This window comes from Pseudomonas sp. Tul2A7 (genome assembly GCF_054790505.1).
Genome location: NZ_CP186499.1, coordinates 3,011,656 through 3,037,373 on the forward strand (window position 1 = coordinate 3,011,656; position 25,718 = coordinate 3,037,373).

Sequence of the window (25,718 nt, forward strand, 5' to 3'; positions counted from 1 at the left end):
AATTCACTGTGGGAGCGAGCCTGCTCGCGAAGGCGATCTAACCGACAGCACAATGCTCAAGGTCTGAACCCAACAGCGTCTGCTCAAGATGATCCAGATGCTGATTCATCAGCATCCCGGCCTTGTAAGCATCCCGATTTTCCACCGCTTCAACCAGCGCCAAATGCTCCTGCCATGCGCAACAGCTGTGCGTTTGACCCTCACTTCGCGCAATCGCCAGTGACGTCAACGGCACCAGAGTGCCGAGAAAATGCGCCAACGGTGCATTCCCCGCCATCTGTGCCAACGTCAGATGAAACTCCCCGGATAAACGAATCGCCGCACCCCGCCGATCCTGCTCGACCGCCTGACGTTCGCGTTCGATCAGCCCACGCAAGCGTTTCAACCCTTCCGCCTGCGGACGTTGGCAGGCCAGACGCACCAACGTGTTTTCGGCCAGTCGCCGCGCATGCAGAGCCTGCCGCGTCTGCTCCCGATCAGATGCAGCGACACGCGGCCGATGATTGGCGCGCAGCACAATGACCTGCTCAAGCGACAACTGCGTCAGCACCCGGCGCACATCGGCGCGGCTGGCGCAGAACATCTCTTTCAAGCTGTCTTCGGTGAAGCGGCTTTCTGGATTGATGCGCTGTTCGAGAATCGCATCCAACAGTCGCGGATAAAGATCCTCCACCGGCGCCCGCAGCCGGGAAAAGGGCAGGGGCACGGTGGTCGGCTGGGCGTGCGAGGGTGAAGCGAAACTGTTCATAGCCTGTCTCCAATAGAAATCAGCGACTCAGGTTGTCTTCCGGAATATTCAACTCAATCCCCATCCGCTGGCCTTCGCGCAAAATGTGCCGACGCATTTCGGCGCTGGCCTGTGCGCTGTTCTTGCTGCGGATCGCGCGCACCACGGCCTCGTTTTCTTCCAGCCGCTCGGCCAGATGCTCCGGCGAATTGCGCAACACCTCGGCGCTTTGCTTGAGGGCATTGCTGGTCTGCTGCACCACGCTCTGGAAAATCGGATTCGAGGTCAGGGTGAACAGCTCTTCGTGGAAGGCGATGTAGGCGTTGACCCCGGCCTCACTGTCGCCGGCTTCAAGGGCTTCGCGCATGTCCATCAAAGTCAGGCGCAACTGGCCGACTTCCTTGCTGCTGATCGACTGCGCGACCAGGCCGACGATAAACGGCTCGAGGGTGTAACGCAGTTGCAGCACGTCTTCGAGGCTGGCGCCGGCCACCGCACTGTCGTGGCTCTGGCTGTCGCCGATTTGCGCGTCGAGCACGACCACGCCTTTGCCCGGCATCGAACGGACGAGGCCGAGGGTTTCCAGAACGATCACCGCTTCACGCAGGCTCGGGCGGCTGATGCCCAGTTGCTCGGCCAGTTCACGCTGGCCCGGCAGCATCTCGCCGGAGCGCCACTGGCCACGGGCCAATGCGGCGCGCAGTTTTTCTACGACTGAGTTGACGACGGTTGATGTGGTAATCACTTGTCTTGCTCCATGTGCCTAAAGGGGCGCCGCAAACCGGGATCAAAAGATCGCCACTTGCGGCAGCGCCGATAGGGTTGAAATCAGAACTCCTGCTGGTGCGCCGGAGTTGCTGTTTTACGCGGCTGAAAGGTGTAGCCCTGCTGACCGCTGAGTACTTTGTTGGCGCGTTGTACGTCGATGTCTTTTTCCCAACGGGCAATGGCGACAGTAGCGACGCAGTTGCCGATCAGATTGGTGAGTGCCCGGCCGATGCCCATGAACCAGTCCACCGCCAGCACCAGCACCAGACCGACCACCGGGATTGCCGGAATCGCTGTCAGTGTGGCCGCCAGAATCACCAGTGCCGACCCGGGAATACCGTGGGCGCCTTTCGAGGTAATCAGCGACACCAGCAGAATCGTCAGCAAATCAGTCATCGCCAGCGGCGTGCCGGTGGCATTGGCGATGAAGACGATGGCCAGGGTCAGGTAGATCGAGAAACCGTCGAGGTTGAACGAGTAGCCGGTGGGAATCACCAGCCCTACGGTCGAGCTGCCGATGCCGAGGTGTTCGAGTTTGCGCATGATCTGTGGCAACACGGCGTCGGACGAGGCGGTGCCCATGACGATCAGCAGTTCTTCGCGCAGGTACTTGAGCAGTGGCCACATGCGCAGGCCGGAGGCACGCATCACCAGACCGAGAATCACGCTGACGAAAGCGATGCAGGTCAGGTAGAACAAACCGACCAGACTGCCCAGATGCTGCAGGGAATCCAGGCCATATTTGCTGGTGGTGAAAGCGATGGCGCCGAACACGCCGATCGGTGCCAGACGCACGATCATGCCCATGATGCGGAAGATCACATGGCTCAGTTCGTTGATCAGTCGCGAGATCCCGGAAGCCGCCTCACCCACCAGATTCAACGCGCTGCCGAACAGTACCGAGAACAGCAGCACCTGCAGGATGTTGTTGTCGGCAAAGGCGCCGATCACCGAAGTCGGGATCAGGTCCATGAGGAACTGCGTGGTGGTGTGCATGTGCTGGCCGCGTTCGGCGAGATCGCCCATGTCGGCGGTCGACAGCTGCTCTAAATGAATATTCGCGCCGCTGCCGATGCCGGTGCTGAAGGCGAACACCAGACCGATCACCAGCGCGATGGTGGTCAACACTTCGAAGTAGATCACCGACTTGAGGCCGATGCGCCCGACCTTCTTCAGATCGCCCGCGCCGCTGATGCCGCTGACCACCACGCAGAACACGATCAGGCCGATGAGCATCTTGATCAGTTTGATGAAGCCGTCGCCGAGCGGTTTGAGCTGGGCCGAGTATTCAGGAAGGGTCAGCCCGCAGACGATGCCGAGCACCAGTCCGAGAACCACTTGGAGGAAGATTGAACGCGAGCACCATCTGAGCATGGGAGGAATCCTGGTCGGTGTCCTGGCTGCCGTGCGCTTGAACGCATCAGATTCAGGACTTAATTATTGTGGTCTTACCGGTATGTCCAGTGCGGGTGCAGTCTACGCTCGGTTTTTTCGGGATGACAAGTGAAAACAGCAAAATTGGCATGACCGGTCTGACCAGTGGCCATGGCCACGTGTAGGAGCTGCCGAAGGCTGCGATCTTTTGATCTTGTTTTTAAGATCCAGATCAAAAGATCGCAGCCTTCGGCAGCTCCTACAGGGGAATCACAGGCGAAAAAAAACCGGCCAATCACTTGGCCGGTTTTTCATGCTGCGGACTTAACGTCGCAATTAAGCGCCGTATACCGGCAGTTTCTTGCAGATGGCTTTGACTTTCTCACGAACGGCGTCAATCACCGCTTCGTTGTTCAGGTCAGCCAGGATGTCGCAGATCCAGCCGGCCAGCTCTTTGCACTCGGCTTGCTTGAAGCCGCGAGTGGTCACAGCCGGAGTACCGAAGCGCAGGCCGGAAGTGACGAACGGCGAGCGTGGATCGTTTGGCACGGAGTTCTTGTTCACGGTGATGAACGCTTTGCCCAGAGCGGCGTCGGCGTCTTTACCGGAGATGTCCTGCTTGATCAGCGACAGCAGGAACAGGTGGTTCTTGGTACCGCCCGAAACCACGTCGAAACCGCGCTCGATGAACACTTCGGCCATGGCCTGGGCGTTCAGCACCACTTGTTCCTGGTAGGCCTTGAACTCAGGCTGCAGCGCTTCCTTGAAGCAGATCGCTTTAGCGGCGATCACGTGCTCCAGCGGGCCACCCTGGGCACCCGGGAATACCGCAGAGTTCAGCTTCTTCTCGATGTCGGCGTTGGCGCGCGCCAGGATCAGGCCGCCACGTGGACCGCGCAGGGTCTTGTGCGTGGTGGTGGTCACGACGTCAGCGAAAGGCACCGGGTTCGGGTAGACACCAGCGGCAACCAGACCGGCCACGTGAGCCATGTCGACGAACAGGTAAGCACCGACTTTGTCGGCGATGGCGCGGAAACGCGGGAAGTCAAGAATCTGCGAGTAGGCAGAGAAACCGGCGACGATCATTTTCGGCTTGTGCTCAACCGCCAGACGCTCGACTTCGTCGTAGTCGATCAAGCCGTTGGCATCGATGCCGTACTGCACGGCGTTGTACAGCTTGCCGGAGGAGGAAACGCTGGCGCCGTGGGTCAGGTGACCACCGTGGGCCAGGCTCATGCCCAGAATGGTGTCGCCACCTTGCAGCAGGGCCAGGTAAACGGCGGCGTTGGCTTGCGAACCGGCGTGCGGCTGAACGTTGGCGTAATCGGCGCCGAACAGCTCTTTGGCGCGGTAGATGGCCAGTTGCTCAACGATGTCGACGTACTCGCAACCACCGTAGTAACGCTTGCCTGGGTAACCTTCAGCGTACTTGTTGGTCAGGACCGAGCCTTGAGCTTCCATCACCGCTGGGCTGGTGTAGTTTTCCGAAGCGATCAGCTCAATGTGTTCTTCCTGGCGCTGAGCTTCTTGCTCCATGGCGGCAAAAAGGTCGGCGTCGTACTTGGCAATAGTCAAATCACGGCTGAACATGGCGGTCCTCAAGGATCGGGGGCAGAAAAGGGGGGCATTCTAACCCAATGGGTTTTGGATGGCATATGAAACGACATCATGTCGCAGACAAGTGGCGTTCATGACAGATGTGCGGTGCTTTTGAAGGCCTCTTCGCGAGCAGGCTCGCTCCCACAGTAACCGGGTGCTCTTGCGATTTTCTGACCGGCATCAATCCCTTGTGGGAGCGAGCCTGCTCGCGAATGCCGCGCCGCAGGACTTCAGTCGAACATGAACAGCGCATCATTACTGAACTGCGCCTCAAATCGCCCCGCCGGCATCGGCCGCCCGAACAGATAGCCCTGAACCTCATCGCAGCCATGTTCGCGCAAGAAGTCCAGCTGCTCATGGGTTTCCACACCCTCGGCGATCACCGCCAGATTCAGGCTGTGCGCCATGGCGATGATCGCCCGGGCGATCTGCGCGTCCTGCTCACCCGACGGCAAACCATCGACAAACGTGCGGTCGATTTTCAGTACATCGATCGGGAATTGCTTGAGGTAGTTGAGCGATGAGTAACCGGTGCCGAAGTCGTCTACCGCGATGCTCAGACCGAGGTTTTTCAGCCCGGCGAGAATCTGCATCGCTTCGCTGACTTCGCGCATCAGGATACTTTCGGTCAGTTCCAGCTCCAGGCACGCCGGCGGCAGGCCGGTTTCGCGCAGGATCGTCGCGATCCGCGTGCCGAGCTGGCCGTCGGAGAACTGCCGCGCGGAAATGTTCACTGAGACCTTCGGCACGCGCACGCGATTCTGGTGCCAGGTCTTCAACTGGCGGCACGCCTCGCTGATCACCCAGTCGCCAACGTCCACCACCAGACCAAGCTCTTCCAGCACCGGAATGAAATCCCCCGGCGGCACCAGTCCACGGCGTGGATGACGCCAGCGCAGCAGCGCTTCAGCGCCGGTCAGGCGTTTGCCGTCGCCGCTGAATTGCGGTTGGTAATACAGGACGAATTCGTTTTGCTCCAAGGCATGGCGCAAATCGCTTTCCAGTTCCAGACGTTCCAGCGCACTGGCGTTCATGTCGGCCTGATAGAACTGGAAGTTGTTCTTGCCGCGCTCCTTGGCGTGGTACATCGCGGTGTCGGCGTTCTTCATCAACTGGCTGAGTTCGTTGCCGTCCTGTGGACTGAGGGCGATGCCGATACTGGCAGTGACGAAGAACTCGCGGCCTTCAAGCACGAACGGTCGGACCAGGCTGCCGAGGATCTGTTCGGCGACATGAATCGCCCGGTTCAGCGCCATTTCGCGGCTGGAGCGATGTTGCAGCAGCAGCGTGAATTCGTCGCCGCCCATGCGCGCCACGGTGTCGTCATCGTCGACGCAGGCCAGCAGGCGCGTGGCCATGTCTTTCAACATACGGTCGCCGGCGGCGTGGCCGAGGGAGTCGTTGATCGGTTTGAAACGGTCGAGGTCGAGGAACATCAGCACCACCCACGACTTCTGCCGCTCGGCCGATTGCAGTGCGGTGTGCAGGCGATCCTGGAACAGCGTGCGGTTCGGCAGATGGGTCAGGGCGTCGTAGTAGGCAAGGCGATGAATCCGCTGCTCGCTGGCCTTGCGCTCGCTGATGTCGCTGAAGAAGCACACGTAACTGGCCAGATCGCCTTCGTCGTCGAGCACCGCGGTGATGCCGACCCACGCCGGGTAATGCTCGCCGTTACGGCGCTTGAGCCAGACTTCGCCTTCCCAGGTGCTGTGCTGATGCAATTGTTTGAGCACGTAGCGCAGATGCGCGTCCTGCTGCTCATCGACGGTGAGCATGTTCGGCAACTGGTCGAGCACTTCGCTCACGGCGTAACCGCTGACGCGGCTGAAGGCTTCGTTGGCCTGGACGATATAGCCGGCCGGGTCGGTGATCAGGATCGCCGAGGTCGAGTGCTCGAAAACCGTGGCGGCCATGCGCAGGTCTTTTTCGGCGCGGCGCTGCTGACTGATGTCGCGACCGACGCCGAGCACGCCTTCGAACGCGCCATGTTCGTCCCATACCAGCACCAGACGCAGCTCGATCGGGATCTTGCGGCCATCGGCGCGCAGGCAGTCGAACAGGAACATTTGCGTCTGCACCTGATTGCGCAACACCGCCAGTTGCTCGGGTTTGTCCAGCGCCTTGCTGACCCGATCCATCAGCGTGTAGATGCCGCTCAGTTGCTGCGGGTTGGCGATGGTCGATTGCCAGCCGTTCTGGAAAATCCACTCGGCGTCGTAACCCAGCACGGCTTGCACCGACGGGCTGACGTAGTTCAGCGAGAGCTTGCTGTCGGTGGAGAAAATCACGTCGCTGATGCTTTCGGCGAGCATGCGATAGCGCTGCTCGCTGTCACGCAGCGATTCACTGGCTTCGATCTGTTCGGTGATGTCCTTGGCCACGCCGATGATCCGCGTGACCTGATCGTGTTTGTCGCGGGCCAGGGCCTGTTCGCGAATGTCGAAACGCCGCCACTTGCCGTCGCGATGGCGGAAGCGCAACTGGCATTGCAACAACTGACTGTAACCGGCGTGACGCTGCATCTGCCGCGAACGATGGTAGTAGTCGGCGTCTTCCGGGTGCAGCAGGATCTCCCAGAAATACTCGCCCATCTGGTGCAGTTCTGTGCGGTTGTAGCCGAGGGTCTGGCCGAGGTGGTGGTTGCTGAAAATCATCCGCTGGCTGATCACGTCCTGCACATACAGATGATCCGGCACGGTGCGCACTACGTCCGACCAGAAGCCTTCGCGTTCGAGCAGCGACAGTTCGATCAGCTTGCGACTGGTGATGTCGTTGATGCTGAGGATCACCGCTTTGTAGTCGTGCTGCTCGGTCGGCAGGCGCAACACCATCCACAGGTGTTGATCGCGGCCATTGATGTCCGGCAGTTTGATTTCCAGTTCCAGCTGCTTTTGTTGCTGCAGCACGGCATCGAGGACTTGATTGCCAATCGCGCACTGGCGGTGCGGATGGCCGTCGATCAGCAATTGCCAGGCGTGCTCGCAAGAGTTGACGTTGAGCAGTTGCAACGCGACCTGGTTGACCTCGGTGACGCGCAGTTCCTGCAGCAGTTGCTGGCGTTGCTGCGGTTGGTCGAGCCAGGCCTTGAGCTGGTCGCTGGTCTGGATCTGCGCCTTGTCGAAGACCTGCTTCAAACCGGACAGATCAAGCACGCAGAGGGCCACGCCGGTGCCTTCGAAAATGTCCTGATAGCGTCGACGACCTTCGTGCAACTGGCGCTGGCGGCGGCGCATGTTCAACAGCGCAATCACCGGCAGCATCGAGAACGCCAGACCCAACAGGCATTTGCCGATAAACGCCGGGAGCAATTCTTCCAGCACACGCTGGCGGTCGAACAGGCCACGCAACTGCCAGTCGCTGCTGCTCAGTGGCACGGTCAGCACGGTGTTGGCCAGGTCGTCCGGGCTCAGCACGCCGGGCCTGGCCGAAGGCTGCGCTTCGTCGCGGCTGATGATCTGATGGTTGATGCGGTTTTCCACCAGCCACAACGGGCGGATACCGGTTTCGCCCTGTTTGGTCAGCGAGTCGAAGAACGTCGGGGTCAGGCGTAACGCCCAATAACCGCGCGTGCTGCCGCTGGCCTGATGTAGTAACAGATGCACCACCGAACCGTCGTCGGCGTTGCTGAAGTAATGCGCCTGTGCACGGCTGCGGCGCACCAGTTCGCTCAGGTAATCGGCGTCGTGGCTGTTGTCGGCACTGTCGCTGATGATTTTGCCGGAAGGGGTGAGCAACGCCAGGCTACGCAGATCGGGCAGCGATTGCTGGAGCTTGCGCAGCAGCGCCTGCTGTTCGTCGGGTGATTGCGGTTGTTCGACGATCGGTAGCAGATTGAGGGCGATTTGCGCGTTCAGCGCCATGTTCAGGCTGACCTGTGAAGCGAGGTCGGCGGTGTAATCGATTGTGTACTGACGCTGGTTTTTCTGGGTTTCGCGCAATTGGTCGAGCAGTTGCCAAAACAGCAACGCGAGCAACAAAAGCACGAGTGTCGCCAGCGCACCCTTTAATGTACCGCGCAGGGACGAGCCGGGCGCCGGTGGGGTGCTGCTCACAGAGGCTGGCGGAGTGACATTGGACAAGCTGGAATCCTGCGGTTTGGCTGGACTGGCGCGACGTGCACTATAAGCCGGACGCCCAAAGGGCGGCTAGCATGCCTTGAGTCGTGGCGAAGTGCCAGCCCCGCGCGGCTGGACTGCCTTTCATCATTCAGGTAGCTTTGCCGGTTACGCGGGAGCGTTCCAGCTCCTAGACTCAGACTTTTTCAGCGCGCACGCATTGATAACCATCAAGTGAACGACGCGCATGGTCTGGCCGGGCTTCGCCTGCGCTGCAATCATTCATCTGTCACTGACCCAAGGTTCTCCATGGCTCAATACGTCTTCACCATGCATCGGCTGGGCAAAGTTGTTCCGCCGAAGCGGGAAATTCTCAAAAACATTTCGCTGTCCTTCTTCCCCGGCGCCAAGATCGGCGTACTCGGCCTCAACGGTTCGGGTAAGTCCACGCTGCTGAAAATCATGGCCGGCGTCGACACCGAGTTCGAGGGCGAAGCCCGTCCGATGCCGGACCTGAACATCGGTTATCTGCCACAAGAGCCACAACTTGATCCGACCAAGACCGTGCGTGAAGTGGTTGAGGAAGCGGTCAGCGTGATCAAGGATGCGCAAGCGCGTCTGGACGAGGTTTACGCCGCTTACGCCGATCCGGATGCCGACTTCGACAAGCTCGCCGCCGAACAGGCCAAGCTCGAAGCGATCCTGCAGGCCAGCGATGGTCACAACCTTGAGCGCCAACTGGAAGTCGCCGCCGATGCGCTGCGTCTGCCGGCGTGGGATGCGAAAGTAGAACACCTGTCCGGTGGTGAAAAACGTCGTGTGGCCCTGTGCCGTCTGCTGCTGTCCGCACCGGACATGCTGCTGCTCGACGAACCGACCAACCACTTGGACGCCGATTCGGTGGCGTGGCTGGAGCACTTCCTGCACGACTTCCCGGGCACCGTGGTAGCGATTACGCACGACCGTTACTTCCTCGACAACGTCGCTGGCTGGATTCTCGAACTCGACCGCGGCGCGGGCATTCCGTACGAAGGCAACTACTCGGGTTGGCTCGAAGCCAAGTCCGATCGTCTGGCTGCGGAATCCAAGCAGCAGTCGGCGCATGAAAAAGCCATGAAAGAAGAACTGGAGTGGGTGCGCAAAGGCGCGAAAGCCCGCCAGTCGAAATCCAAGGCACGTCTGCAACGCTTCGAAGAAATGCAATCGCAGGAATTCCAGAAGCGCAGCGAAACCAACGAGATCTACATCCCGGCCGGTCCGCGCCTGGGCGACAAGGTCATCGAATTCAAGAACGTCACCAAGGGCTACGGCGATCGCGTGCTGATCGACAACCTGTCGTTCGCGATGCCGAAGGGCGCCATTGTTGGCGTGATCGGCGGTAACGGTGCTGGTAAATCGACCCTGTTCCGCATGCTGATGGGCAAGGAAACACCGGATTCGGGCAGCATCGAAGTCGGCGAAACCGTGCAACTGGCCTGCGTCGATCAGAGCCGCGACGACCTGGATGGCAGCAAGACTGTGTTCCAGCAAATCTCCGACGGCTCCGATCAGATCCGCATCGGCAACTACGAGATTCCATCGCGTACTTACGTCGGTCGCTTCAACTTCAAGGGCGGCGATCAGCAGAAGTTCGTCAAGGATCTGTCCGGTGGTGAGCGCGGTCGTCTGCACCTGGCGCTGACCCTGAAGGAGGGCGGCAACGTCCTGCTGCTCGACGAACCGTCCAACGACCTCGACGTTGAAACCCTGCGTTCCCTGGAAGAAGCCCTGCTGGACTTCCCGGGCGCCGCCATTGTGATCTCTCACGATCGGTGGTTCCTTGACCGTGTGGCGACACACATCCTGGCGTACGAAGACGACTCGCAAGCGATTTTCTTCGAAGGCAACTACACCGAGTACGAAGCCGATCGCAAGAAGCGTCTCGGCGAAGCGGCTGCCCAGCCACACCGGGTACGTCACAAGAAACTGGCCTGATTCGGGTTGGTTGCATGAAAAAGCGGAGCCTTCGGGCTCCGTTTTTTTTTGCCCGGTTTTTCGGGAGTGCCGATATGACCCCTTCGCGAGCAGGCTCGCTCCCACCTTTGAAATGCGTTCCCCTGTAGGAGTGAGCCTGCTCGCGATAGCTGTATAACTGGTGGTGCATTTCTTGAACCCAGACTCCCCATTCAGGTGCAAAACAAGCTCAAAAAACCTTCGGATTTATATCCTGTGCACCATTTAATTTCATAACTGCGACATTTTGCTCTGTTCCTGTGCGCATTTCGTTTGTTACAGTCCGGCCCAATCTCCTCCAACGACAATAAATTTGCCGAGACTTTTCCCATGATCGAATCCGTCGAATCCTTCCTCGCTCGTCTGAAAAAACGCGACCCGGATCAACCCGAATTCCACCAGGCCGTCGAAGAAGTCCTGCGCAGTCTGTGGCCTTTTCTCGAAGCCAATCCGCACTACCTGACCTCGGGAATTCTGGAGCGCATCTGCGAACCGGAGCGCGCCGTGGTGTTCCGCGTGTCGTGGGTCGACGACCAGGGCAAAGTCCAGGTCAATCGCGGTTTCCGCATCCAGATGAACAGCGCCATCGGCCCGTACAAGGGTGGCTTGCGCTTCCATCCTTCGGTGAACCTGGGCGTGCTGAAATTCCTCGCCTTCGAACAGACCTTCAAGAACTCCCTGACCTCGTTGCCCATGGGCGGCGGCAAGGGCGGTTCCGACTTTGATCCGAAGGGCAAGAGCGACGCCGAGGTCATGCGTTTCTGCCAGGCGTTCATGAGCGAGTTGTATCGTCACATCGGCGCCGACGTAGACGTACCGGCCGGTGATATCGGCGTCGGTGCGCGTGAGATCGGCTTCCTGTTCGGCCAGTACAAGCGTTTGAGCAACCAGTTCACCAGCGTCCTCACTGGCAAGGGCATGACCTACGGCGGCAGCCTGATTCGTCCGGAAGCCACCGGTTTTGGCTGCGTGTATTTCGCTGAAGAAATGCTCAAGCGCCGCGAGCAGACCGTCGAAGGCAAACGCGTGGCGATCTCCGGTTCCGGCAACGTGGCGCAATACGCGGCGCGCAAGGTCATGGATCTGGGCGGCAAGGTGATTTCGCTGTCCGACTCCGAAGGCACGCTGTATTGCGAGGCTGGCCTGAGCGAAGAGCAGTGGTCGGCGCTGCTGGAGTTGAAGAACGTCAAGCGCGGACGCATCAGTGAACTGGCGGCAGCGTTCGGTCTGGAATTCCGCGCCGGTCAACTGCCGTGGTCGCTGCCATGCGACATCGCGCTGCCGTGCGCCACGCAAAACGAACTCGACGCTGAGGCTGCACGCACGCTGCTGCGCAATGGCTGCGTGTGCGTGGCCGAAGGCGCGAACATGCCGACCACACTGGAGGCTGTGGATATCTTTATCGAGGCCGGCATTCTCTTCGCCCCGGGCAAAGCATCCAACGCCGGCGGCGTGGCGGTGAGTGGTCTGGAGATGTCGCAGAACGCCATGCGTCTGCTGTGGACGGCGGGCGAGGTCGACAGCAAGCTGCACGCGATCATGCAGTCGATCCACCACGCGTGCGTGCATTACGGCGAAGAGAACGGGCGGATCAACTACGTCAAAGGCGCGAACATCGCCGGCTTCGTCAAAGTCGCCGACGCGATGTTGGCGCAAGGCGTGGTTTAAGCCGGTTCGATGCGGATCACTTCGATCACTTGATCGCCGGCGGGGCGCTGCCACAGCACCTCGTCGTTGAGTCGGGCGCCAAGCAGCGCCCGGCCCAGCGGTGAACCCCAATTGATCAGGCCTTTGCTGGCATCGGCCTGATCCTCGCCGACCAGTTGCACGCGGCGTTCGGTGTCGTGCTCATCGGCGTAGGTCACCCAACTGCCGATCTGTACTTTGTCCCTGGACGTAGCGGCAACCGCCACTTGTGCGCTGCTCAGGCGCTGATTGAAATAACGCAAATCCCGTTGCAGATCCGCCAGCCGTTGTTTGTCGGCCTGCTCACCTCTGGCTGATTGTTCGGCATGCAGGGTTTGCAGTTCGGCGACTTTTTCCTGCAACTGCGCCAGCCCTTGCGCGGTGACGTAATTGGGCTGCTCGCTGACCTGCCGTTCGACCGGCTGATCGGCCTGCGCGGCGGCGTTGTCTTCGTTGACGAATGCGCGACTCATGGTGTCCTCCTCGTATGAGGTTTGGGCCATGCTCGCAGGCATTTGGTTTCACTGGATGTCTGGGAGCGACCTATTGCGAGCGATAGGCCCGCCCGGCGTCCTGATCTTTCTGCTGCTGCCAGGCGCGCTCGCGTTCGTCCCAGTGTTCGTTGCGGTACTGCTCGCGATCCTTGTTTTCCAGCATTGCCTGACACTGGCGGAAGCCGTCGGTCCAGCCTTCGGCGTATTGCTTGTCTTTGAGGTAGCGCGGCACGTTCTTGCGAAACTCGCCGCTGATCGAACCGGCCGCCTGACGACCGCTGATGCAACCGTCATCGAAGCCGTCGGCGAAGGCCGGTGGATAACCCTTGGCGATCAAGTCTTCATGGGTGGTCTGGCAACCGCCCAGCAACAACACAACACCCAGCAAACCCGCACACCGCCACATCGCACTCTCCCGCGCCGGTTGTCCGGCTTATGGGGAAAGTCTAGAAGGGGATTCATGACACGGCTGTCGAAGCCCCGTGAAAAATCCATTAACACCACAAGACCAATGTGGGAGCGAGCCTGCTCGCGAATGCAATCGGTCATTCAACAAAGATGCTGACTGACCCACCGCTTTCGCGAGCAGGCTCGCTCCCACAGGGGGAATTTGTCGGGCTTCAGCTCAGTAGTGATACCACTTCACTTCGAGCATGACCTCTGTTTCCGGGGTCGCAAGGTGGCTGAACTCACGCTGCGCACTCAAGCGCAAACCGAGGTTGCGCGACAACTCCCACTGCTGATTCAAACTCAGGCTGCGGCGCACTTCGCCATTGAAGAAGTAATCGCCCTTGGCTTCCAGGCTCAGGTTGCCCAGCGGATTTTTCCACAACACGCCGGTATTGAAACCACCCGCCGGGGACACGAACTCGGCGAAATCATTGTTGTGCTCAACGCGCACGGTGCCGAGGGCAAAACCCAGCACATCATCGCCCAGCGCCCACGTGCCGCCACCACCACCATTCACATGGCTGACCAGCGTTTCGTCATCATGCTTGCCCGGTACGCGCTCAAGACCACCGGTGACCTGCCACGACAGCGGCTGCAGCAGCTCATTGCGCGGTGTCAGTGAGCGAATCGTCGCCAGATCCAGTTGCTGGAACTGCCAGTGATTGCCTTCGTACTGACGCAACTTCATCTGCAGGATCTCGATTTGCGCGCCGAGCGGGAAGCTTTCGGCGTTGTCGTTGAGATCGTGATAGGCCATGCGCAAGCCATACTCGCCGAACGCACGATCTCCGCGAGTGCCGAGGCCGGCCTGCCAGGTGCGTGATTCATGGCCGTCTTCCGGTAAGCCCGGTTGCGGGATGTCCAGCTCAGGCGCGGGGTTCTTGTTGATCGCCCGCAGCAGTTCGAAACTGCGCTGCGCCCGTTGCGGATCACGCTCCTGACCGTTGGCGCGGTAGCGCTCGAGGCGATACGCCGCGTCGATGATCAGCGCCTGACGGGCGCGTGGCAGGGCTTTGAACGCCGGATCCTGCAACCGCTGCTGATCGGCGCTGACGTTCAGCACCCATTGCTGTTCGTCACTGTTCAATGGCTCGGCGCGGCTAAGCAATTCGCGTTCACGGGACGGACGATATTCGATGCTTTCCACCAGCCCGGCTTCTTTCACCGCTTTGACGGTGTCGGTGGGAATGGCGGTCAGCGGAAATTGTTCGGTCAGGCGCAGACTCGGCCGGGCGACTTGCAGCAACTCCAGCAAACGGTACGAGCAGTTTTCATCGAAGAAGAAATAGTCGAACTGAATCTGCTTCAACTCCCACACATGCTCGACCATACGCGCGGTTTCTTCCTGGGTCAGATTGAGTCGGTATTCCCACAGGTCGCGGTTTTCCAGGCTGCGGTATTCGGAGAGTTTTTCCTGATACGGCACCAGCGCGAACAGGCCGGGATAACCGCCCATCAAGCCTTTCCAGGCGTAAAGAATGCTGTTGTCCGAACCTTCGATGTAGGCGCCGAAGTTGATCGCGTAACTGAGCAGCGACGTTTTGTCGGCCTGCACGTCGGCCTGATCGATACGCAGCAGGGTGTGGCCGAACATCGATGACGGGCTATTCAGATAGGCCGCCGGGAAGATCATCACCGCGCTGTGCGGCGAGACGTCCTTGAACCATTTCTTGTACTCGGCGCATGCCGGTGTCGGCAGATCGCTGAGATTGAGTTGCGCTTTCAGCCAGCGGGTGCGCGCCGGATAAACACATTGCGCATGTTGCTCGCCAAGACTGGCCGGGGCGTACAGCGCTTGCACGGTGGCTGCCAGTTCATGATCGGGATGTTCATTGCCATCGGGCGCCAGAAAGAACTTCTTGTCGCTGACATAGCTGCGCCAGCCGCCAAGCTTGGCGGTTTCGTAATGGCCGAGGGAAATCCAGAAGCGGTCGTTGGCCAGTTGCTGCAAACGTTGAGGGTCGATGGTTGGCGCGGCGGACAGCGGGGCGCAGACACAGAGCGCCAGCCAGGCAAGGCGTTTGAGCATAGTCGGCAACTTGAACAGGAAAGAAATAAAGACCCAAGGAGGGACGGGCCGAAAAAATAAAACCCGCTTCCCGAAGGAAGCGGGCGAGGTCGAGCTTAAGCCTGAGTTGCGTACTTGGCCAGACGAGGATCCGATTTCAGTACGGCCAGGGTGTTGGTATGCACGTCTTCAGCGGTCACGTCAGCCTTGCTGAAGATCTGCTGGAAGTGCTCGTGAGTCACAGCTGCGAAGTGCGCACGGTCTTCCGGCGCCACGCCCAGTACCACGGCATAAGTCGTCAGCGCTTCGCCGTTGCCTTTAGCCATGTCTTCGGACAGCTCGTTCATCATGCCATTCATGGCAAACCAGGATTTGCCGCCGTAGGTCAGCGAAGCGTTGGTCGAGCAGCCGTTGGTGCCGGACGTCATCCCGAAGGTGGCGTTACCGGACGTGCCGTTGGTGGTGGAAGCGAGGAAGTGAGCCGGGGTGCCACGCTGACCTTCGAACAGCATGTTGCCCCAACCGCAATCCGGGCCGCCTGGAGCTTGCGCCATTGCGTTGATGGATACAGCGGTGAAGAGAGTACCGAGAAGAATCCGTTTCATAGCTTTTTTCTCTTTGTGTGCATACCAATGGACAGGGTTCTGGCGCCTGACGGTGCCAGTGGGCCAGTATTAGTTCCAGCCGCGCAGTTTGGAGTTTAGGCACGTTCCTGGGGTTCCGTGAGTTTTTACAAAAGATTTGGCGATAACCCCGATTTCACGGGTGCCGGGGCAGGGGCAGGCAGTTGTCTATGCTTTGTCGTGTGGCGCGCCTTGCCAGTGGGGCACGGGCAGCGCCAGAATGCCGCTATCTGCCCCGCCTGATTGTTAAGGAAGCCCGATGCCTGATCCTGTTGCTGCCAGCTTGCGTCTCGCGCCCGAAGCGCTGACCCGTCCGTTTTCCGCTGAACAGTTCAGCTTCACTACCACCAATGATCTGGAGCCCTTTCGCGGTGTGCTCGGCCAGGAACGCGCGGTCGAAGCCTTGCAGTTCGGTGTGGCGATGCCACGCCCCGGTTACAACGTTTTCGTCATGGGCGAGCCCGGCACTGGTCGTTTCTCGTTCGTCAAACGCTACCTGAAAGCCGAAGGCAAACGCCTGCAGACCCCGGCGGACTGGGTCTACGTCAACAACTTCGATGAGCCGCGCGAACCCCGCGCACTGGAATTGCCTTCGGGCACGGCCAGCGCCTTTATCGGCGACATCAACGGTTTGATCGACAACCTGCTGGCGACATTTCCGGCAGTCTTCGAGCACCCGTCCTACCAGCAAAAGAAAAGCGCCATCGACCGCGCCTTCAACCAGCGCTACGACAAGGCCCTCGACATCATCGAGCGTCTGGCCCTGGAAAAAGACGTCGCCCTGTATCGCGACGCCAGCAACATTGCCTTCACGCCGATGCTCGACGGTAAAGCGCTGGATGAAGCGGAATTCGCTCAGTTGCCGGAAGCCGATCGTGAGCGATTCCACGATGACATTTCCGGCCTCGAAGAGCGCTTGAACGAAGAACTCGCCAGCCTGCCGCAATGGAAACGTGAGTCGAACAATCAACTGCGTGCGCTCAACGAAGAAACCATCACCTTGGCCTTGCAGCCATTGTTGTCGCCGTTGTCGGAGAAGTACGCCGAGAACGCTGCGGTCTGCGGTTACCTGCAAGCGATGCAGGTTTACCTGCTGAAAACCGTGGTCGAGCAACTGGTCGACGACAGCAAGACCGACGCCGTTGCACGCAAGCTGCTGGAAGAGCAATACGCGCCGAGTCTAGTGGTCGGCCATCCTGTGAGTGGCGGTGCGCCGGTGGTGTTCGAGCCGCACCCGACTTACGAAAACCTCTTCGGCCGCATCGAATACACCACCGATCAGGGCGCGCTTTACACCACCTATCGCCAGTTGCGTCCGGGTGCCTTGCACCGCGCCAACGGCGGTTTCCTGATTCTTGAAGCGGAAAAAATGCTCAGCGAGCCGTTCGTGTGGGATGCGCTGAAACGCGCCCTGCAATCGCGCAAACTGAAAATGGAATCACCGCTGGGCGAGATGGGCCGTTTCGCCACCGTGACCCTCAACCCGCAGCACATTCCGTTGCAGGTCAAAGTCATCATCATCGGTGCGCGATCGCTGTACTACACGCTGCAAGACCTCGATCCGGACTTCCAGGAGATGTTTCGCGTTCTCGTTGATTTCGACGAAGACATCCCGATGGTCGACGAGAGCCTGGAGCAATTCGCCCAACTGTTGAAAACCCGGACTTCGGAAGAAGGCATGGCACCGCTGACCGCCGATGCGGTGGCGCGTCTGGCGACTTACAGCGCACGGCTGGCCGAGCATCAGGGGCGTTTGTCGGCGCGAATCGGCGATCTGTTCCAACTGGTCAGCGAGGCGGATTTCATTCGTCATCTGGCCGGCGATGAGATGACCGATGCCGGGCATATAGAACGTGCGCTGAAAGCCAAAGCCACGCGCACCGGGCGTGTGTCGGCGCGGATTCTCGACGACATGCTCGCCGGGATCATCCTGATCGACACCGATGGTGCTGCAGTCGGCAAGTGCAACGGTCTGACCGTGCTCGAAGTCGGCGACTCGGCGTTTGGTGTGCCGGCGCGTATTTCCGCCACGGTTTATCCGGGTGGCAGCGGCATCGTCGACATCGAGCGTGAGGTCAACCTTGGGCAGCCGATCCACTCCAAAGGCGTGATGATCCTCACCGGGTATCTGGGCAGCCGTTACGCTCAGGAATTCCCGCTGGCGATTTCCGCGAGCATCGCACTGGAGCAATCCTACGGTTACGTTGATGGCGACAGTGCGTCGTTGGGCGAGGCGTGCACGCTGATTTCGGCGCTGTCGAAAACCCCGCTCAAGCAGTGCTTCGCGATCACCGGTTCGATCAACCAGTTCGGTGAAGTGCAGGCGGTGGGCGGAGTCAACGAGAAGATCGAAGGCTTCTTCCGCCTCTGCGAAGCACGCGGCTTGACCGGCGAGCAGGGCGCGATCATTCCGCAGGCCAACGTCGCCACGCTGATGCTCGATGAGAAAGTACTGGCGGCGGTGCGTGCCGGGCAGTTCCACGTGTACGCGGTGCGTCAGGCCGACGAGGCATTGAGCCTGCTGGTGGGCGAACCGGCCGGTGAGCCGAATGCCGATGGCGAATTCCCTGAAGGCAGCATCAACGCACGGGTGGTGGAGCGCTTGCGCGACATCGCCGAGATGATCAGCGAAGAAGACCTTAAAGAGGCCGAGAAGGAGTTGGCACAAGAAGCATTGGCGGAAGCAAAACCGGCCTGAGCCTAAACGCGGTCAAAAACTGTGGGAGCGAGCCTGCTCGCGAAAGCGCTGTATCAGACGACGAATAAGTTGCCTGACACTCCGCATTCGCGAGCAGGCTCGCTCCCACATTTGTTTGGTGTGAATTCATCGAAAATTCGCCACAACTCTGACGTCAATATTCACACAATGACCATTCGGCGCCTTCTGGTTCTATCTTGCTTGCGCAGCGGACTTTTCTTCTATTCTCAGCTCAAGGATATCGACAGTATCACTGGATCGAGCCAGTCCTCCCGTGGGGGCTGAATACCGGCTTCACCGAGGGTCGCCGCCATGTCGCGCAACCTCTGTCTCACCCGTCAGTGCCTGGGTCTGGTGACCCGAATCGAATGCGCCATCAAGCCGTTGGCCGGCGATAACGGCATGTGGACGCTGCTTTTCGCGGCCGGTATGGCCGGCGAGCAACCTTCCGCCATCAAGGCCCAAGGCCCGTTTCATGGGCCGGTCGCCGCCGAATCGATACTCGACACGATCGTTGAAAGCCTGACCTTGCATGGCTACGAACTGGCCGACGATCCGCAGATCTGGAGCCTGCACCTGCAAGCCCAGTTGCGGCAGATCAACGGTGGCCGTGGCCGCAGCCTGAATTAGGATCTACGCCTGTAGGGGCTGTCGCGGGCTGCGATCTTTTGATCTGGCTCTTCAAGGCGCAGTCTCAGGCACCTGCGCCTTGTCGAGTTTGACCTCAAAGCCGTATTGCACGGTGGCAAGGTCAGTTCGCTGATAGGTTTCCACGTGGGTCGGGCGGCCATAAAAGTAATGCACGCCAAACAACGCCGGGCCTTCTGCGCTCGCATCGTGGCTGACCGAGAGGATCTGCTTGAGGTAGTTGCCACTGTCGTCTTTGACGAAGAATCGCCATTCGTTGGGCGGGAACAGTTTCAGATCCACCACCAATTGGTTGTTCTTGATCTCCAGGCCTTTGGGCAAGGATTTGGCGTCGTATGCCTGTTTGGCAACTGTGGCGAGAAACAGCGGCATTGAGCCGACGGCAATCGCCGGGGTTTCCGGGAACAGGTTCAGGTCGTAAGTGATCGTCGCGCGCAGCGGATCGACCTGGTACGCCTCGGGCGGCAGTTCGATCGGTTCATCGAGCTTGCCACCGCGCTTTTCGGTAAAGAACGTGACCGGACTGACGCCCGGACTGAAGTCATCGCCCAGCAATTCATCGTTGAACGTGCGGCGATGGGAGAACTCGATGCGCGCGGCGCTCGGTTCTTCCACGGATTGATGGATGCGAATGCCGGCCTTCAGTTGTTCTTCGGTCAGGCTCGCACCCTTGAGCCAATTCACTGCCAGATCGTCGTAAACCGTCACCGACGGATCCAGCGGCTGAATGGTTTTCTCCGTGGTGTGCTGATTGAACGTGCGAATCGGCAGGTCCAGCGATTTGCGGGTCACGGTTGCCGAGGAAAAATCCAGCACGCTGACTTCCAGGGTATCGATCGGGCCGTTGAAATAGACCTTGTTGTAGCGACGTGGATGTTTCTCCTCGAATGCCTGCTGCTCTTGCGTGAGCTGCTTTTCCAGCGTATCGCTCCAGCTCTTTTGCTGTTGCAGGTACGCCAGTTGTTTCTGGTAGAAGGCCACTTGCTCCGGACTTTCGTTGATCGAACCGGCGCGTACCAGATACTGCCCAGTTTTATCGCGGGCCTGGACGATCAGCGGATTGAGCTGGGCTTCTGCTACTTCCGCAGCCAGTGGCAAGGTGTTGCTGAATTCGACTTCGGCGTAGTTGCTTTCAAGTTTCAGCAATTTGACGCTGAGATTGTCATTACTGCGGGTCTGGCCGACGTCCTTTTGCGTCAGGTCGAAGCTGTACAAGCGGCGCGGCGCGATGACTTCGATCTGGCCTTGCAGGCTGACCGGTTGCGGCAGGGACTTCTTGTCCACATCCAGTCCGTCGATGAACGGGTAAGTCACGGTCAGGTCATCGGGGTTGGTGACGTTGGAGCTGGAGGGGCTGAGCTGAATGCCCGGATCGGTTTCCGACCATTCCGGCTGATAGGCGATCACGCGTTTGTTGCTCAACGTTACCGACTGCCATTCCACGCCATGGGGGAACAGGAAGCCGCCGGGAATGTTCAGGTTGAACGGGAACACGGGTTGCAGATCGGTGAGGTAATCGGAGCTGGCGTCCTTGTGCAGCACGAACAGGCCATTGATAAAGGTGTCGACCAGGGTCTGCGGGGCAGGGTAGTGCTTGAGCACGGCAAGGGCGTCTTCACCGTATTCGGTGCGCGGTGGATTGTCGCTGAGTTTGAGTTGCGCGCGTTCGAGCAGCAGCAGTGAGCCGCCGAGTTCGGTGATGGCGTCCTTGAGTTTCGAATCGGTGATGGCGTCCAGCGCCTGTTCGAACGTTGCGGTCTTTTCTTCAAGGCTGGCGACGTGCTTCTCGTCGCCGGGCGAGCAGCCGCTGAGCAACACAGCAAGGCATATTAGGGCGGTCGTTATTGGTAATCGCACATCCATTTCCACGCGTCCTGTCTACAGTCACTGGGCTGTCAATGGTTTGGACACTAGCAGAAAAAAAATCACCCACACACGCAGGTGGCGGATTTTTCGGCGGTTTCTGGCTGTCATAGCGGGCTGTTATACTCGCCGCCATTTCCAGCCCCCTGTGTGAGATTCAATGGAACGCTTTATCGAAAATGCAATGTACGCCTCGCGCTGGCTGCTGGCGCCGATCTATATCGGGCTGTCCCTCGGACTGCTGGCGCTGGCACTGAAATTTTTCCAGGAAGTTTTCCACATCCTGCCCAACGTCTTCTCAATGGCTGAATCGGAATTGATTCTGGTGCTGCTGTCGCTGATCGACATGGCACTGGTCGGTGGCCTGTTGGTGATGGTGATGATTTCCGGCTACGAGAACTTCGTCTCTGAACTGAACATCGATGAAGGCAAGGAAAAGCTCAGTTGGCTCGGCACCATGGACTCTTCGTCGTTGAAGATGAAAGTCGCCGCTTCGATCGTGGCAATTTCTTCGATCCACTTGCTGCGCATCTTCATGGACGCCAAGAACGTCGATCCCGAGCACTTGATGTGGTACGTGATCATCCACATGACCTTCGTCGTTTCGGCGTTCGCCATGGGTTACCTGGACAAGGTCACCAAGCACTGATCAAGCGTTGATCGCTGCAAAAACACCGCCCGTCTGTTGCGAAACAGACGGGCGGTGTCGTTTGTGGCTTGTGCTTTGGTGTGCGCAGGCTTATCCCTGTAGAGGTCCTGACTCGCCACGTTGTGAGGTGCGTTCATGAACCTGCAAGAGTTGAATGCGTTTGCCATCGCCAGGAAGGTTGATGAGTTGAACCTTATCTCCATGGAAGGCGGGATTTATCTGCTCGAAGCGCGGATGCACGGGGCGGCATATCCGTTGAGTGATCTCAAAGGCAATATGCTGACGCTACGTTCGGTTGAGCATGCGCGGGATTTGCTGCATGCCTTTCCGGTGTTGCCCTTCAACCTTGTACACACCTCGGTGCACGATGAAATGTGTGGCCTGGGTGCCAGTGGCGAGGAAAGCCTGAAGGTGCCGCTTGCCTGGCGTTCTGCCCTGTAGGCGTTGCGCGCCATCGCCGGAACATCTGTGCTAGTCTGCTCGCCCTTTTGGTTCCGGGCGCGCCGGGACGCGCTGTGCACGCACGGCAAGTCTTGTGGCCGTCCGCACAGCGGAGCAGTGTCATGTCCGAAGTAAATCTGTCCACCGACGAAACCCGCGTCAGCTACGGCATCGGCCGTCAGCTGGGTGACCAGTTGCGCGACAACCCGCCACCGGGCGTTAGCCTGGACGCGATCCTGGCAGGCCTGACCGACGCGTTCGCCGGTAAGGAAAGCCGTGTTGGCCAGGAAGAAATGTCCGCCAGCTTCAAGGTGATCCGCGAGATCATGCAAGCCGAAGCCGCTGCCAAAGCTGAAGCCGCTGCTGGCGAAGGCCTGGCCTTCCTGGCTGAAAACGCCAAGCGTGACGGCATCACCACCCTGGCTTCCGGCCTGCAATTCGAAGTGCTGACTCAGGGCGAAGGCGCCAAGCCGACCCGTGAAGACGACGTGCGTACTCACTACCATGGCACCCTGATCGACGGCACCGTGTTTGACAGCTCCTACGAGCGTGGCCAGCCTGCAGAATTCCCGGTTGGCGGCGTGATTGCCGGCTGGACCGAAGCCCTGCAACTGATGAATGCCGGCAGCAAATGGCGTCTGTACGTGCCGAGCGAACTGGCTTACGGCGCTCAAGGCGTTGGCAGCATCCCGCCGCACAGCGTTCTGGTATTCGACGTCGAGCTGCTGGACGTTCTGTAAGACCGGGCCTGCCTTGATGGCGGGCTAATGTGGGAGCCAGCCTGCTGGCGATGGATCGACCGGGTTTTCCTTCAGGACCGCGTTGATACCATCGCCAGCAGGCTGGCTCCCACAGTTTTTTGGGTGATGCTCATAGTTCTATCTTGTGATGCAGTTCACTGGTCGGGCGCAAGGCCCGGGCATAGCAGAACAGGAACAGATTGCGCACCAGTTCCTTGAGCACCAATGGTTCGCTGGAATTCAGGCTGCTGACGTCCAGATCCCCTTGATCCTGCAGCTCATGCAGGGCTTCTTCTTCAAGTACCGCACAGACCTCGCCGGTTTCCCGATGGAGAATTCTGAGGTAAGGATGTGGGCGGTCCAGCCAGGCGTCGATCAAATAAGTCATGGTTCTCATCTCCTTGAAGGGTTTCAATGAGAATAATTCTTATTCATCAAATAGCAAGCGTCTATTGGCGGATTGTGAAATTTTCCGGGTAAAGATTGCGTAAGGTCAAAACGGCTGGCGTTTGGCTATTGCGCGGTTTTGCTGGGTGGAGCGGGGAGGGCGAAGCTCCATCCCACGCCCGGCGCGGGATGGATGACAGCGGAATCAGACCTTTCTGACGAACTCGGATTTGAGTTTCATTGGGCCGATACCGTCGATCTTGCAGTCGATGTCGTGGTCGCCGTCGCACAGACGGATGTTCTTGACCTTGGTGCCGACCTTGACCACCAGCGAGGTGCCCTTGACCTTCAGATCCTTGATCACGGTGATGGTGTCGCCGTCCTGCAGGACGTTGCCGACCGAATCTTTCTTCACTGCATCATCGGACGCCACTTCGGCTTCGCCGCTGGCGGACCACTCGTGGGCGCACTCCGGGCACACCAGTTGGGTACCGTCTTCGTAGGTGTATTCGGAATTGCATTTCGGGCAGGGTGGCAACGTGCTCACTAAGGCTCCTTGGGATGTGGATCGCTAAAAGTCGCACATTGTATAGGGTTTTAATCGCAAGAGGGCAGGCAACAAAAAGCCGCAGGCTTCGAAGGAAGGCTGCGGCTTTTGCTGAGGCTGGCAGAATCAGTGCGTACGGGCGACCGCAAACTCGCTCAGTTCCACCAGCGCATCGCGGTATTCACTGGCCGGCAGCGCCTCAAGGCACTTGATCGCACGGGCCACGTAATCACGGGCCAGTTGTGCGGTGTACTCCAGCGAACCGGAAGCTTCCACAGCAATGCGGATGCTTTCCAGGTCTTCGATCCCGCCTTTCTGGATCGCCTGACGCACCAGGGCAGCCTGTTCCGGCGTGCCTTCGCGCATGGTGTAGATCAGCGGCAGGGTCGGTTTGCCTTCAGCCAGATCGTCACCGACGTTCTTGCCCAGGGTCTCGGCGTCGCCCTTGTAGTCGAGCAGATCGTCGACCAGTTGGAACGCCACACCCAGGTGATCGCCGAAAGTACGCAGGGCTTCGCTCTGCTCGGCGGTAGCGCCGGCCAATGCAGCCGCGCTGTGGGTCGAAGCTTCAAAGAGCATCGCGGTCTTGCCGCGGATGACTTCCATGTAGGTTTCTTCGGTGGTGCTGGCGTCGCGCACTTTGGACAGTTGCAGCACTTCGCCTTCGGCGATGATGCGCGTGGCCTGGGAGAGGATCTTCATCACTGGCATGGAGCCCAGTTCGACCATCATTTCGAACGAACGCGAGTACAGGAAGTCGCCGACCAGCACGCTCGGGGCGTTGCCCCACATGGCGTTGGCGGTCGAGCGGCCACGGCGCATGCCGGACATGTCGACCACGTCGTCATGCAGCAGGGTGGCGGTGTGCAGGAATTCGATGGTGGCGGCCAGCAGACGCATGTCGTCGCCTTCGCGACCCAGGGCCTTGCCACACAGCAACACTAATAAAGGACGCAGACGTTTGCCGCCGGCCGAGGTGATGTAATCGCCGATTTTCGATACCAGCGGTACTCGGGAAGTCAGCTGCTTCTTGATGATGCCGTCGACGGCGCTAAAATCGTCCGCCACCGCGCGGTAGAAAGCTTGGGGTTGCATCAGCGAGAGTCGCTCCAGAAGGGTTGCGCGGCATGCTAGGACCCCCATCCGGACCTGTCAAGGCGCGATGGACGGCCTCTTGCGTGACTCTCGCAGCTTGCGTACAATCGCGCACCCTGAACTTCCTGGGCAGCACCTGCCTTACGCAATTGCAACAGGCCTTCCAGCCTAATGCAGCCATGCCAGCCAATACCTCTTCTTATAAAGAGCTGGGTGAGCAGGATTATCGGAGAAATACCATGTCTTATGCAGTAATCGTTACTGGCGGCAAGCAGTACAAAGTCGCCCCAGGTGAATACCTGAAGATCGAAAAACTGGAAATCGCCACCGGCGAATCCGTTACCTTTGATCGCGTTCTGTTGGTTGCCAATGGCGACGACGTGAATATCGGCGCTCCAGTTGTTGCTGGCGCTACCGTTGTGGCTGAAGTGATCTCCCAAGGTCGTCACGATAAAGTCCGCATCATCAAGTTCCGTCGTCGTAAGCACCACATGAAGCGTATGGGCCACCGCCAGTGGTACACCGAGATCAAAATCACCGGTATTCAGGCTTAATTTCAGCCTAATTCCTCACTAGGAGAATTGACTCATGGCACACAAAAAAGCTGGTGGTAGTACCCGTAACGGTCGCGACTCAGAAGCCAAACGCCTTGGCGTTAAGATGTATGGCGGCCAGAAAATCATTCCGGGCAACATCATCGTGCGTCAGCGCGGCACCCAATTCCACGCTGGCTACGGCGTTGGCATGGGTAAGGATCACACCCTCTTCGCGAAAATCGAAGGCGTGATCAAGTTTGAAGTAAAAGGCGCGTTCAACCGCCGTTACGTGAGCGTTGTCGCAGCTTAATTGCGCGATCGCTGGAAAAGCCCTGTCT

22 protein-coding genes are annotated in these 25,718 nt (G+C 59.2%); 9 read left to right on the forward strand and 13 right to left on the reverse strand.

What is annotated here, in order from left to right; genetic code table 11:
* Positions 1–37 precede the first annotated feature (37 nt).
* The 5 genes from ACOYXJ_RS13595 to morA all read right to left on the reverse strand — a co-directional run bounded on the left by ACOYXJ_RS13595 (position 38) and on the right by morA (position 8,547).
* On the reverse strand, positions 38–748 hold the full coding sequence (locus tag ACOYXJ_RS13595) for a GntR family transcriptional regulator (RefSeq protein WP_460369928.1): 711 nt from the start codon (positions 746–748) through the stop codon (positions 38–40).
* Positions 749–767: 19 nt separating this feature from the next.
* On the reverse strand, positions 768–1,472 hold the full coding sequence (locus ACOYXJ_RS13600) for a FadR/GntR family transcriptional regulator (RefSeq protein ID WP_460369930.1): 705 nt from the start codon (positions 1,470–1,472) through the stop codon (positions 768–770).
* Positions 1,473–1,555: 83 nt separating this feature from the next.
* Entirely contained in the window at positions 1,556–2,869 is a 1,314-nt protein-coding gene (locus ACOYXJ_RS13605) for a C4-dicarboxylate transporter DctA (RefSeq protein ID WP_095121707.1), read from the reverse strand.
* 336 nt (positions 2,870–3,205) lie between these two features.
* Positions 3,206–4,459, reverse strand: a complete 1,254-nt coding sequence (glyA, locus tag ACOYXJ_RS13610; RefSeq protein WP_460369932.1) for a serine hydroxymethyltransferase — start codon at positions 4,457–4,459, stop codon at positions 3,206–3,208.
* A 239-nt stretch (positions 4,460–4,698) separates the two neighbouring features.
* Complete coding sequence (gene morA / locus ACOYXJ_RS13615) at positions 4,699–8,547, reverse strand: cyclic di-GMP receptor MorA (protein WP_460369934.1); 3,849 nt, start codon at positions 8,545–8,547, stop codon at positions 4,699–4,701.
* 285 nt (positions 8,548–8,832) lie between these two features.
* Here morA and ettA point away from each other — a divergent pair, with 285 nt between their 5' ends.
* Both ettA and gdhA read left to right on the forward strand, forming a co-directional pair.
* Entirely contained in the window at positions 8,833–10,497 is a 1,665-nt protein-coding gene (gene ettA / locus ACOYXJ_RS13620; RefSeq protein WP_016986192.1) for an energy-dependent translational throttle protein EttA, read from the forward strand.
* 348 nt (positions 10,498–10,845) lie between these two features.
* Positions 10,846–12,183 carry an NADP-specific glutamate dehydrogenase gene (gene gdhA / locus ACOYXJ_RS13625; RefSeq protein WP_150706878.1) on the forward strand — a complete coding sequence of 446 codons (1,338 nt, stop codon included), beginning with the start codon at positions 10,846–10,848 and terminating at the stop codon, positions 12,181–12,183.
* On the opposite strand, the gene ACOYXJ_RS13630 is transcribed toward gdhA, so the two are convergent.
* The 4 genes from ACOYXJ_RS13630 to ACOYXJ_RS13645 form a co-directional block, all read right to left on the reverse strand.
* Positions 12,180–12,674 carry a GreA/GreB family elongation factor gene (locus tag ACOYXJ_RS13630; protein ID WP_123593206.1) on the reverse strand — a complete coding sequence of 165 codons (495 nt, stop codon included), beginning with the start codon at positions 12,672–12,674 and terminating at the stop codon, positions 12,180–12,182. The two genes, gdhA and ACOYXJ_RS13630, sit on opposite strands and share 4 nt — an antisense overlap.
* Before the next feature lie 70 nt (positions 12,675–12,744).
* Entirely contained in the window at positions 12,745–13,101 is a 357-nt protein-coding gene (locus ACOYXJ_RS13635; RefSeq protein WP_038361731.1) for a hypothetical protein, read from the reverse strand.
* Between the two features lie 219 nt (positions 13,102–13,320).
* Positions 13,321–15,174 carry an Lnb N-terminal periplasmic domain-containing protein gene (locus ACOYXJ_RS13640; protein WP_460369938.1) on the reverse strand — a complete coding sequence of 618 codons (1,854 nt, stop codon included), beginning with the start codon at positions 15,172–15,174 and terminating at the stop codon, positions 13,321–13,323.
* 95 nt (positions 15,175–15,269) lie between these two features.
* On the reverse strand, positions 15,270–15,758 hold the full coding sequence (locus ACOYXJ_RS13645; RefSeq protein WP_007909797.1) for a DUF3015 domain-containing protein: 489 nt from the start codon (positions 15,756–15,758) through the stop codon (positions 15,270–15,272).
* A 277-nt stretch (positions 15,759–16,035) separates the two neighbouring features.
* Between ACOYXJ_RS13645 and ACOYXJ_RS13650 the strand changes: the two genes are divergently transcribed.
* Complete coding sequence (locus ACOYXJ_RS13650; protein WP_150794018.1) at positions 16,036–18,474, forward strand: Lon protease family protein; 2,439 nt, start codon at positions 16,036–16,038, stop codon at positions 18,472–18,474.
* Positions 18,475–18,786: 312 nt separating this feature from the next.
* Positions 18,787–19,104 carry a PA4575 family protein gene (locus ACOYXJ_RS13655; RefSeq protein ID WP_095121723.1) on the forward strand — a complete coding sequence of 106 codons (318 nt, stop codon included), beginning with the start codon at positions 18,787–18,789 and terminating at the stop codon, positions 19,102–19,104.
* Positions 19,105–19,155: 51 nt separating this feature from the next.
* On the opposite strand, the gene ACOYXJ_RS13660 is transcribed toward ACOYXJ_RS13655, so the two are convergent.
* Positions 19,156–20,985, reverse strand: coding sequence for a hypothetical protein (locus tag ACOYXJ_RS13660; RefSeq protein WP_460369941.1), 1,830 nt, complete (start codon positions 20,983–20,985; stop codon positions 19,156–19,158).
* Between the two features lie 160 nt (positions 20,986–21,145).
* On the opposite strand from ACOYXJ_RS13660, the gene ACOYXJ_RS13665 reads away from it, so the two are divergent.
* The 3 genes from ACOYXJ_RS13665 to ACOYXJ_RS13675 all read left to right on the forward strand — a co-directional run bounded on the left by ACOYXJ_RS13665 (position 21,146) and on the right by ACOYXJ_RS13675 (position 22,815).
* Positions 21,146–21,634 carry a TIGR00645 family protein gene (locus ACOYXJ_RS13665; RefSeq protein WP_007909801.1) on the forward strand — a complete coding sequence of 163 codons (489 nt, stop codon included), beginning with the start codon at positions 21,146–21,148 and terminating at the stop codon, positions 21,632–21,634.
* A 135-nt stretch (positions 21,635–21,769) separates the two neighbouring features.
* Positions 21,770–22,075, forward strand: a complete 306-nt coding sequence (locus tag ACOYXJ_RS13670) for a DUF6482 family protein (protein ID WP_008078563.1) — start codon at positions 21,770–21,772, stop codon at positions 22,073–22,075.
* A 122-nt stretch (positions 22,076–22,197) separates the two neighbouring features.
* Complete coding sequence (locus ACOYXJ_RS13675) at positions 22,198–22,815, forward strand: FKBP-type peptidyl-prolyl cis-trans isomerase (RefSeq protein ID WP_150794020.1); 618 nt, start codon at positions 22,198–22,200, stop codon at positions 22,813–22,815.
* A 130-nt stretch (positions 22,816–22,945) separates the two neighbouring features.
* Here the strand turns inward: ACOYXJ_RS13675 and ACOYXJ_RS13680 are convergent, their stop codons facing one another.
* The 3 genes from ACOYXJ_RS13680 to ACOYXJ_RS13690 form a co-directional block, all read right to left on the reverse strand.
* Positions 22,946–23,203, reverse strand: a complete 258-nt coding sequence (locus tag ACOYXJ_RS13680; RefSeq protein WP_034153845.1) for a PA4570 family protein — start codon at positions 23,201–23,203, stop codon at positions 22,946–22,948.
* A gap of 204 nt (positions 23,204–23,407) precedes the next feature.
* Positions 23,408–23,749: a zinc ribbon domain-containing protein YjdM gene (locus ACOYXJ_RS13685; protein WP_016986200.1), complete on the reverse strand. Its 342-nt coding sequence runs from the start codon at positions 23,747–23,749 to the stop codon at positions 23,408–23,410.
* 126 nt (positions 23,750–23,875) lie between these two features.
* Positions 23,876–24,844 carry a polyprenyl synthetase family protein gene (locus tag ACOYXJ_RS13690; protein ID WP_007909817.1) on the reverse strand — a complete coding sequence of 323 codons (969 nt, stop codon included), beginning with the start codon at positions 24,842–24,844 and terminating at the stop codon, positions 23,876–23,878.
* A 239-nt stretch (positions 24,845–25,083) separates the two neighbouring features.
* Between ACOYXJ_RS13690 and rplU the strand changes: the two genes are divergently transcribed.
* Both rplU and rpmA read left to right on the forward strand, forming a co-directional pair.
* Positions 25,084–25,398 (forward strand): 50S ribosomal protein L21, encoded by a 315-nt coding sequence (gene rplU / locus ACOYXJ_RS13695; RefSeq protein WP_003176051.1) that lies wholly within the window; start codon positions 25,084–25,086, stop codon positions 25,396–25,398.
* Between the two features lie 34 nt (positions 25,399–25,432).
* The gene (gene rpmA / locus ACOYXJ_RS13700) at positions 25,433–25,690 is read left to right on the forward strand and encodes a 50S ribosomal protein L27 (protein ID WP_003176049.1); all 258 of its coding nucleotides are present in this window, start codon (positions 25,433–25,435) and stop codon (positions 25,688–25,690) included.
* The last annotated feature ends 28 nt before the right edge of the window (positions 25,691–25,718 follow it).

Bases quoted from the DNA above. Each gene is read 5' to 3' on its own strand.
- ACOYXJ_RS13675 (WP_150794020.1), top strand. From the start codon at position 22,198: ATGTCCGAAGTAAATCTGTCCACCGACGAAACCCGCGTCAGCTACGGC.
- ACOYXJ_RS13650 (WP_150794018.1), top strand. From the start codon at position 16,036: ATGCCTGATCCTGTTGCTGCCAGCTTGCGTCTCGCGCCCGAAGCGCTG.
- ACOYXJ_RS13670 (WP_008078563.1), top strand. From the start codon at position 21,770: ATGAACCTGCAAGAGTTGAATGCGTTTGCCATCGCCAGGAAGGTTGAT.
- ACOYXJ_RS13645 (WP_007909797.1), bottom strand. From the start codon at position 15,758: ATGAAACGGATTCTTCTCGGTACTCTCTTCACCGCTGTATCCATCAAC.
- ACOYXJ_RS13660 (WP_460369941.1), bottom strand. From the start codon at position 20,985: ATGGATGTGCGATTACCAATAACGACCGCCCTAATATGCCTTGCTGTG.
- ettA (WP_016986192.1), top strand. From the start codon at position 8,833: ATGGCTCAATACGTCTTCACCATGCATCGGCTGGGCAAAGTTGTTCCG.
- gdhA (WP_150706878.1), top strand. From the start codon at position 10,846: ATGATCGAATCCGTCGAATCCTTCCTCGCTCGTCTGAAAAAACGCGAC.
- rplU (WP_003176051.1), top strand. From the start codon at position 25,084: ATGTCTTATGCAGTAATCGTTACTGGCGGCAAGCAGTACAAAGTCGCC.
- ACOYXJ_RS13665 (WP_007909801.1), top strand. From the start codon at position 21,146: ATGGAACGCTTTATCGAAAATGCAATGTACGCCTCGCGCTGGCTGCTG.
- ACOYXJ_RS13605 (WP_095121707.1), bottom strand. From the start codon at position 2,869: ATGCTCAGATGGTGCTCGCGTTCAATCTTCCTCCAAGTGGTTCTCGGA.
- ACOYXJ_RS13595 (WP_460369928.1), bottom strand. From the start codon at position 748: ATGAACAGTTTCGCTTCACCCTCGCACGCCCAGCCGACCACCGTGCCC.
- ACOYXJ_RS13635 (WP_038361731.1), bottom strand. From the start codon at position 13,101: ATGTGGCGGTGTGCGGGTTTGCTGGGTGTTGTGTTGTTGCTGGGCGGT.
- ACOYXJ_RS13640 (WP_460369938.1), bottom strand. From the start codon at position 15,174: ATGCTCAAACGCCTTGCCTGGCTGGCGCTCTGTGTCTGCGCCCCGCTG.
- ACOYXJ_RS13630 (WP_123593206.1), bottom strand. From the start codon at position 12,674: ATGAGTCGCGCATTCGTCAACGAAGACAACGCCGCCGCGCAGGCCGAT.
- rpmA (WP_003176049.1), top strand. From the start codon at position 25,433: ATGGCACACAAAAAAGCTGGTGGTAGTACCCGTAACGGTCGCGACTCA.
- ACOYXJ_RS13680 (WP_034153845.1), bottom strand. From the start codon at position 23,203: ATGACTTATTTGATCGACGCCTGGCTGGACCGCCCACATCCTTACCTC.
- ACOYXJ_RS13655 (WP_095121723.1), top strand. From the start codon at position 18,787: ATGTCGCGCAACCTCTGTCTCACCCGTCAGTGCCTGGGTCTGGTGACC.
- ACOYXJ_RS13690 (WP_007909817.1), bottom strand. From the start codon at position 24,844: ATGCAACCCCAAGCTTTCTACCGCGCGGTGGCGGACGATTTTAGCGCC.
- glyA (WP_460369932.1), bottom strand. From the start codon at position 4,459: ATGTTCAGCCGTGATTTGACTATTGCCAAGTACGACGCCGACCTTTTT.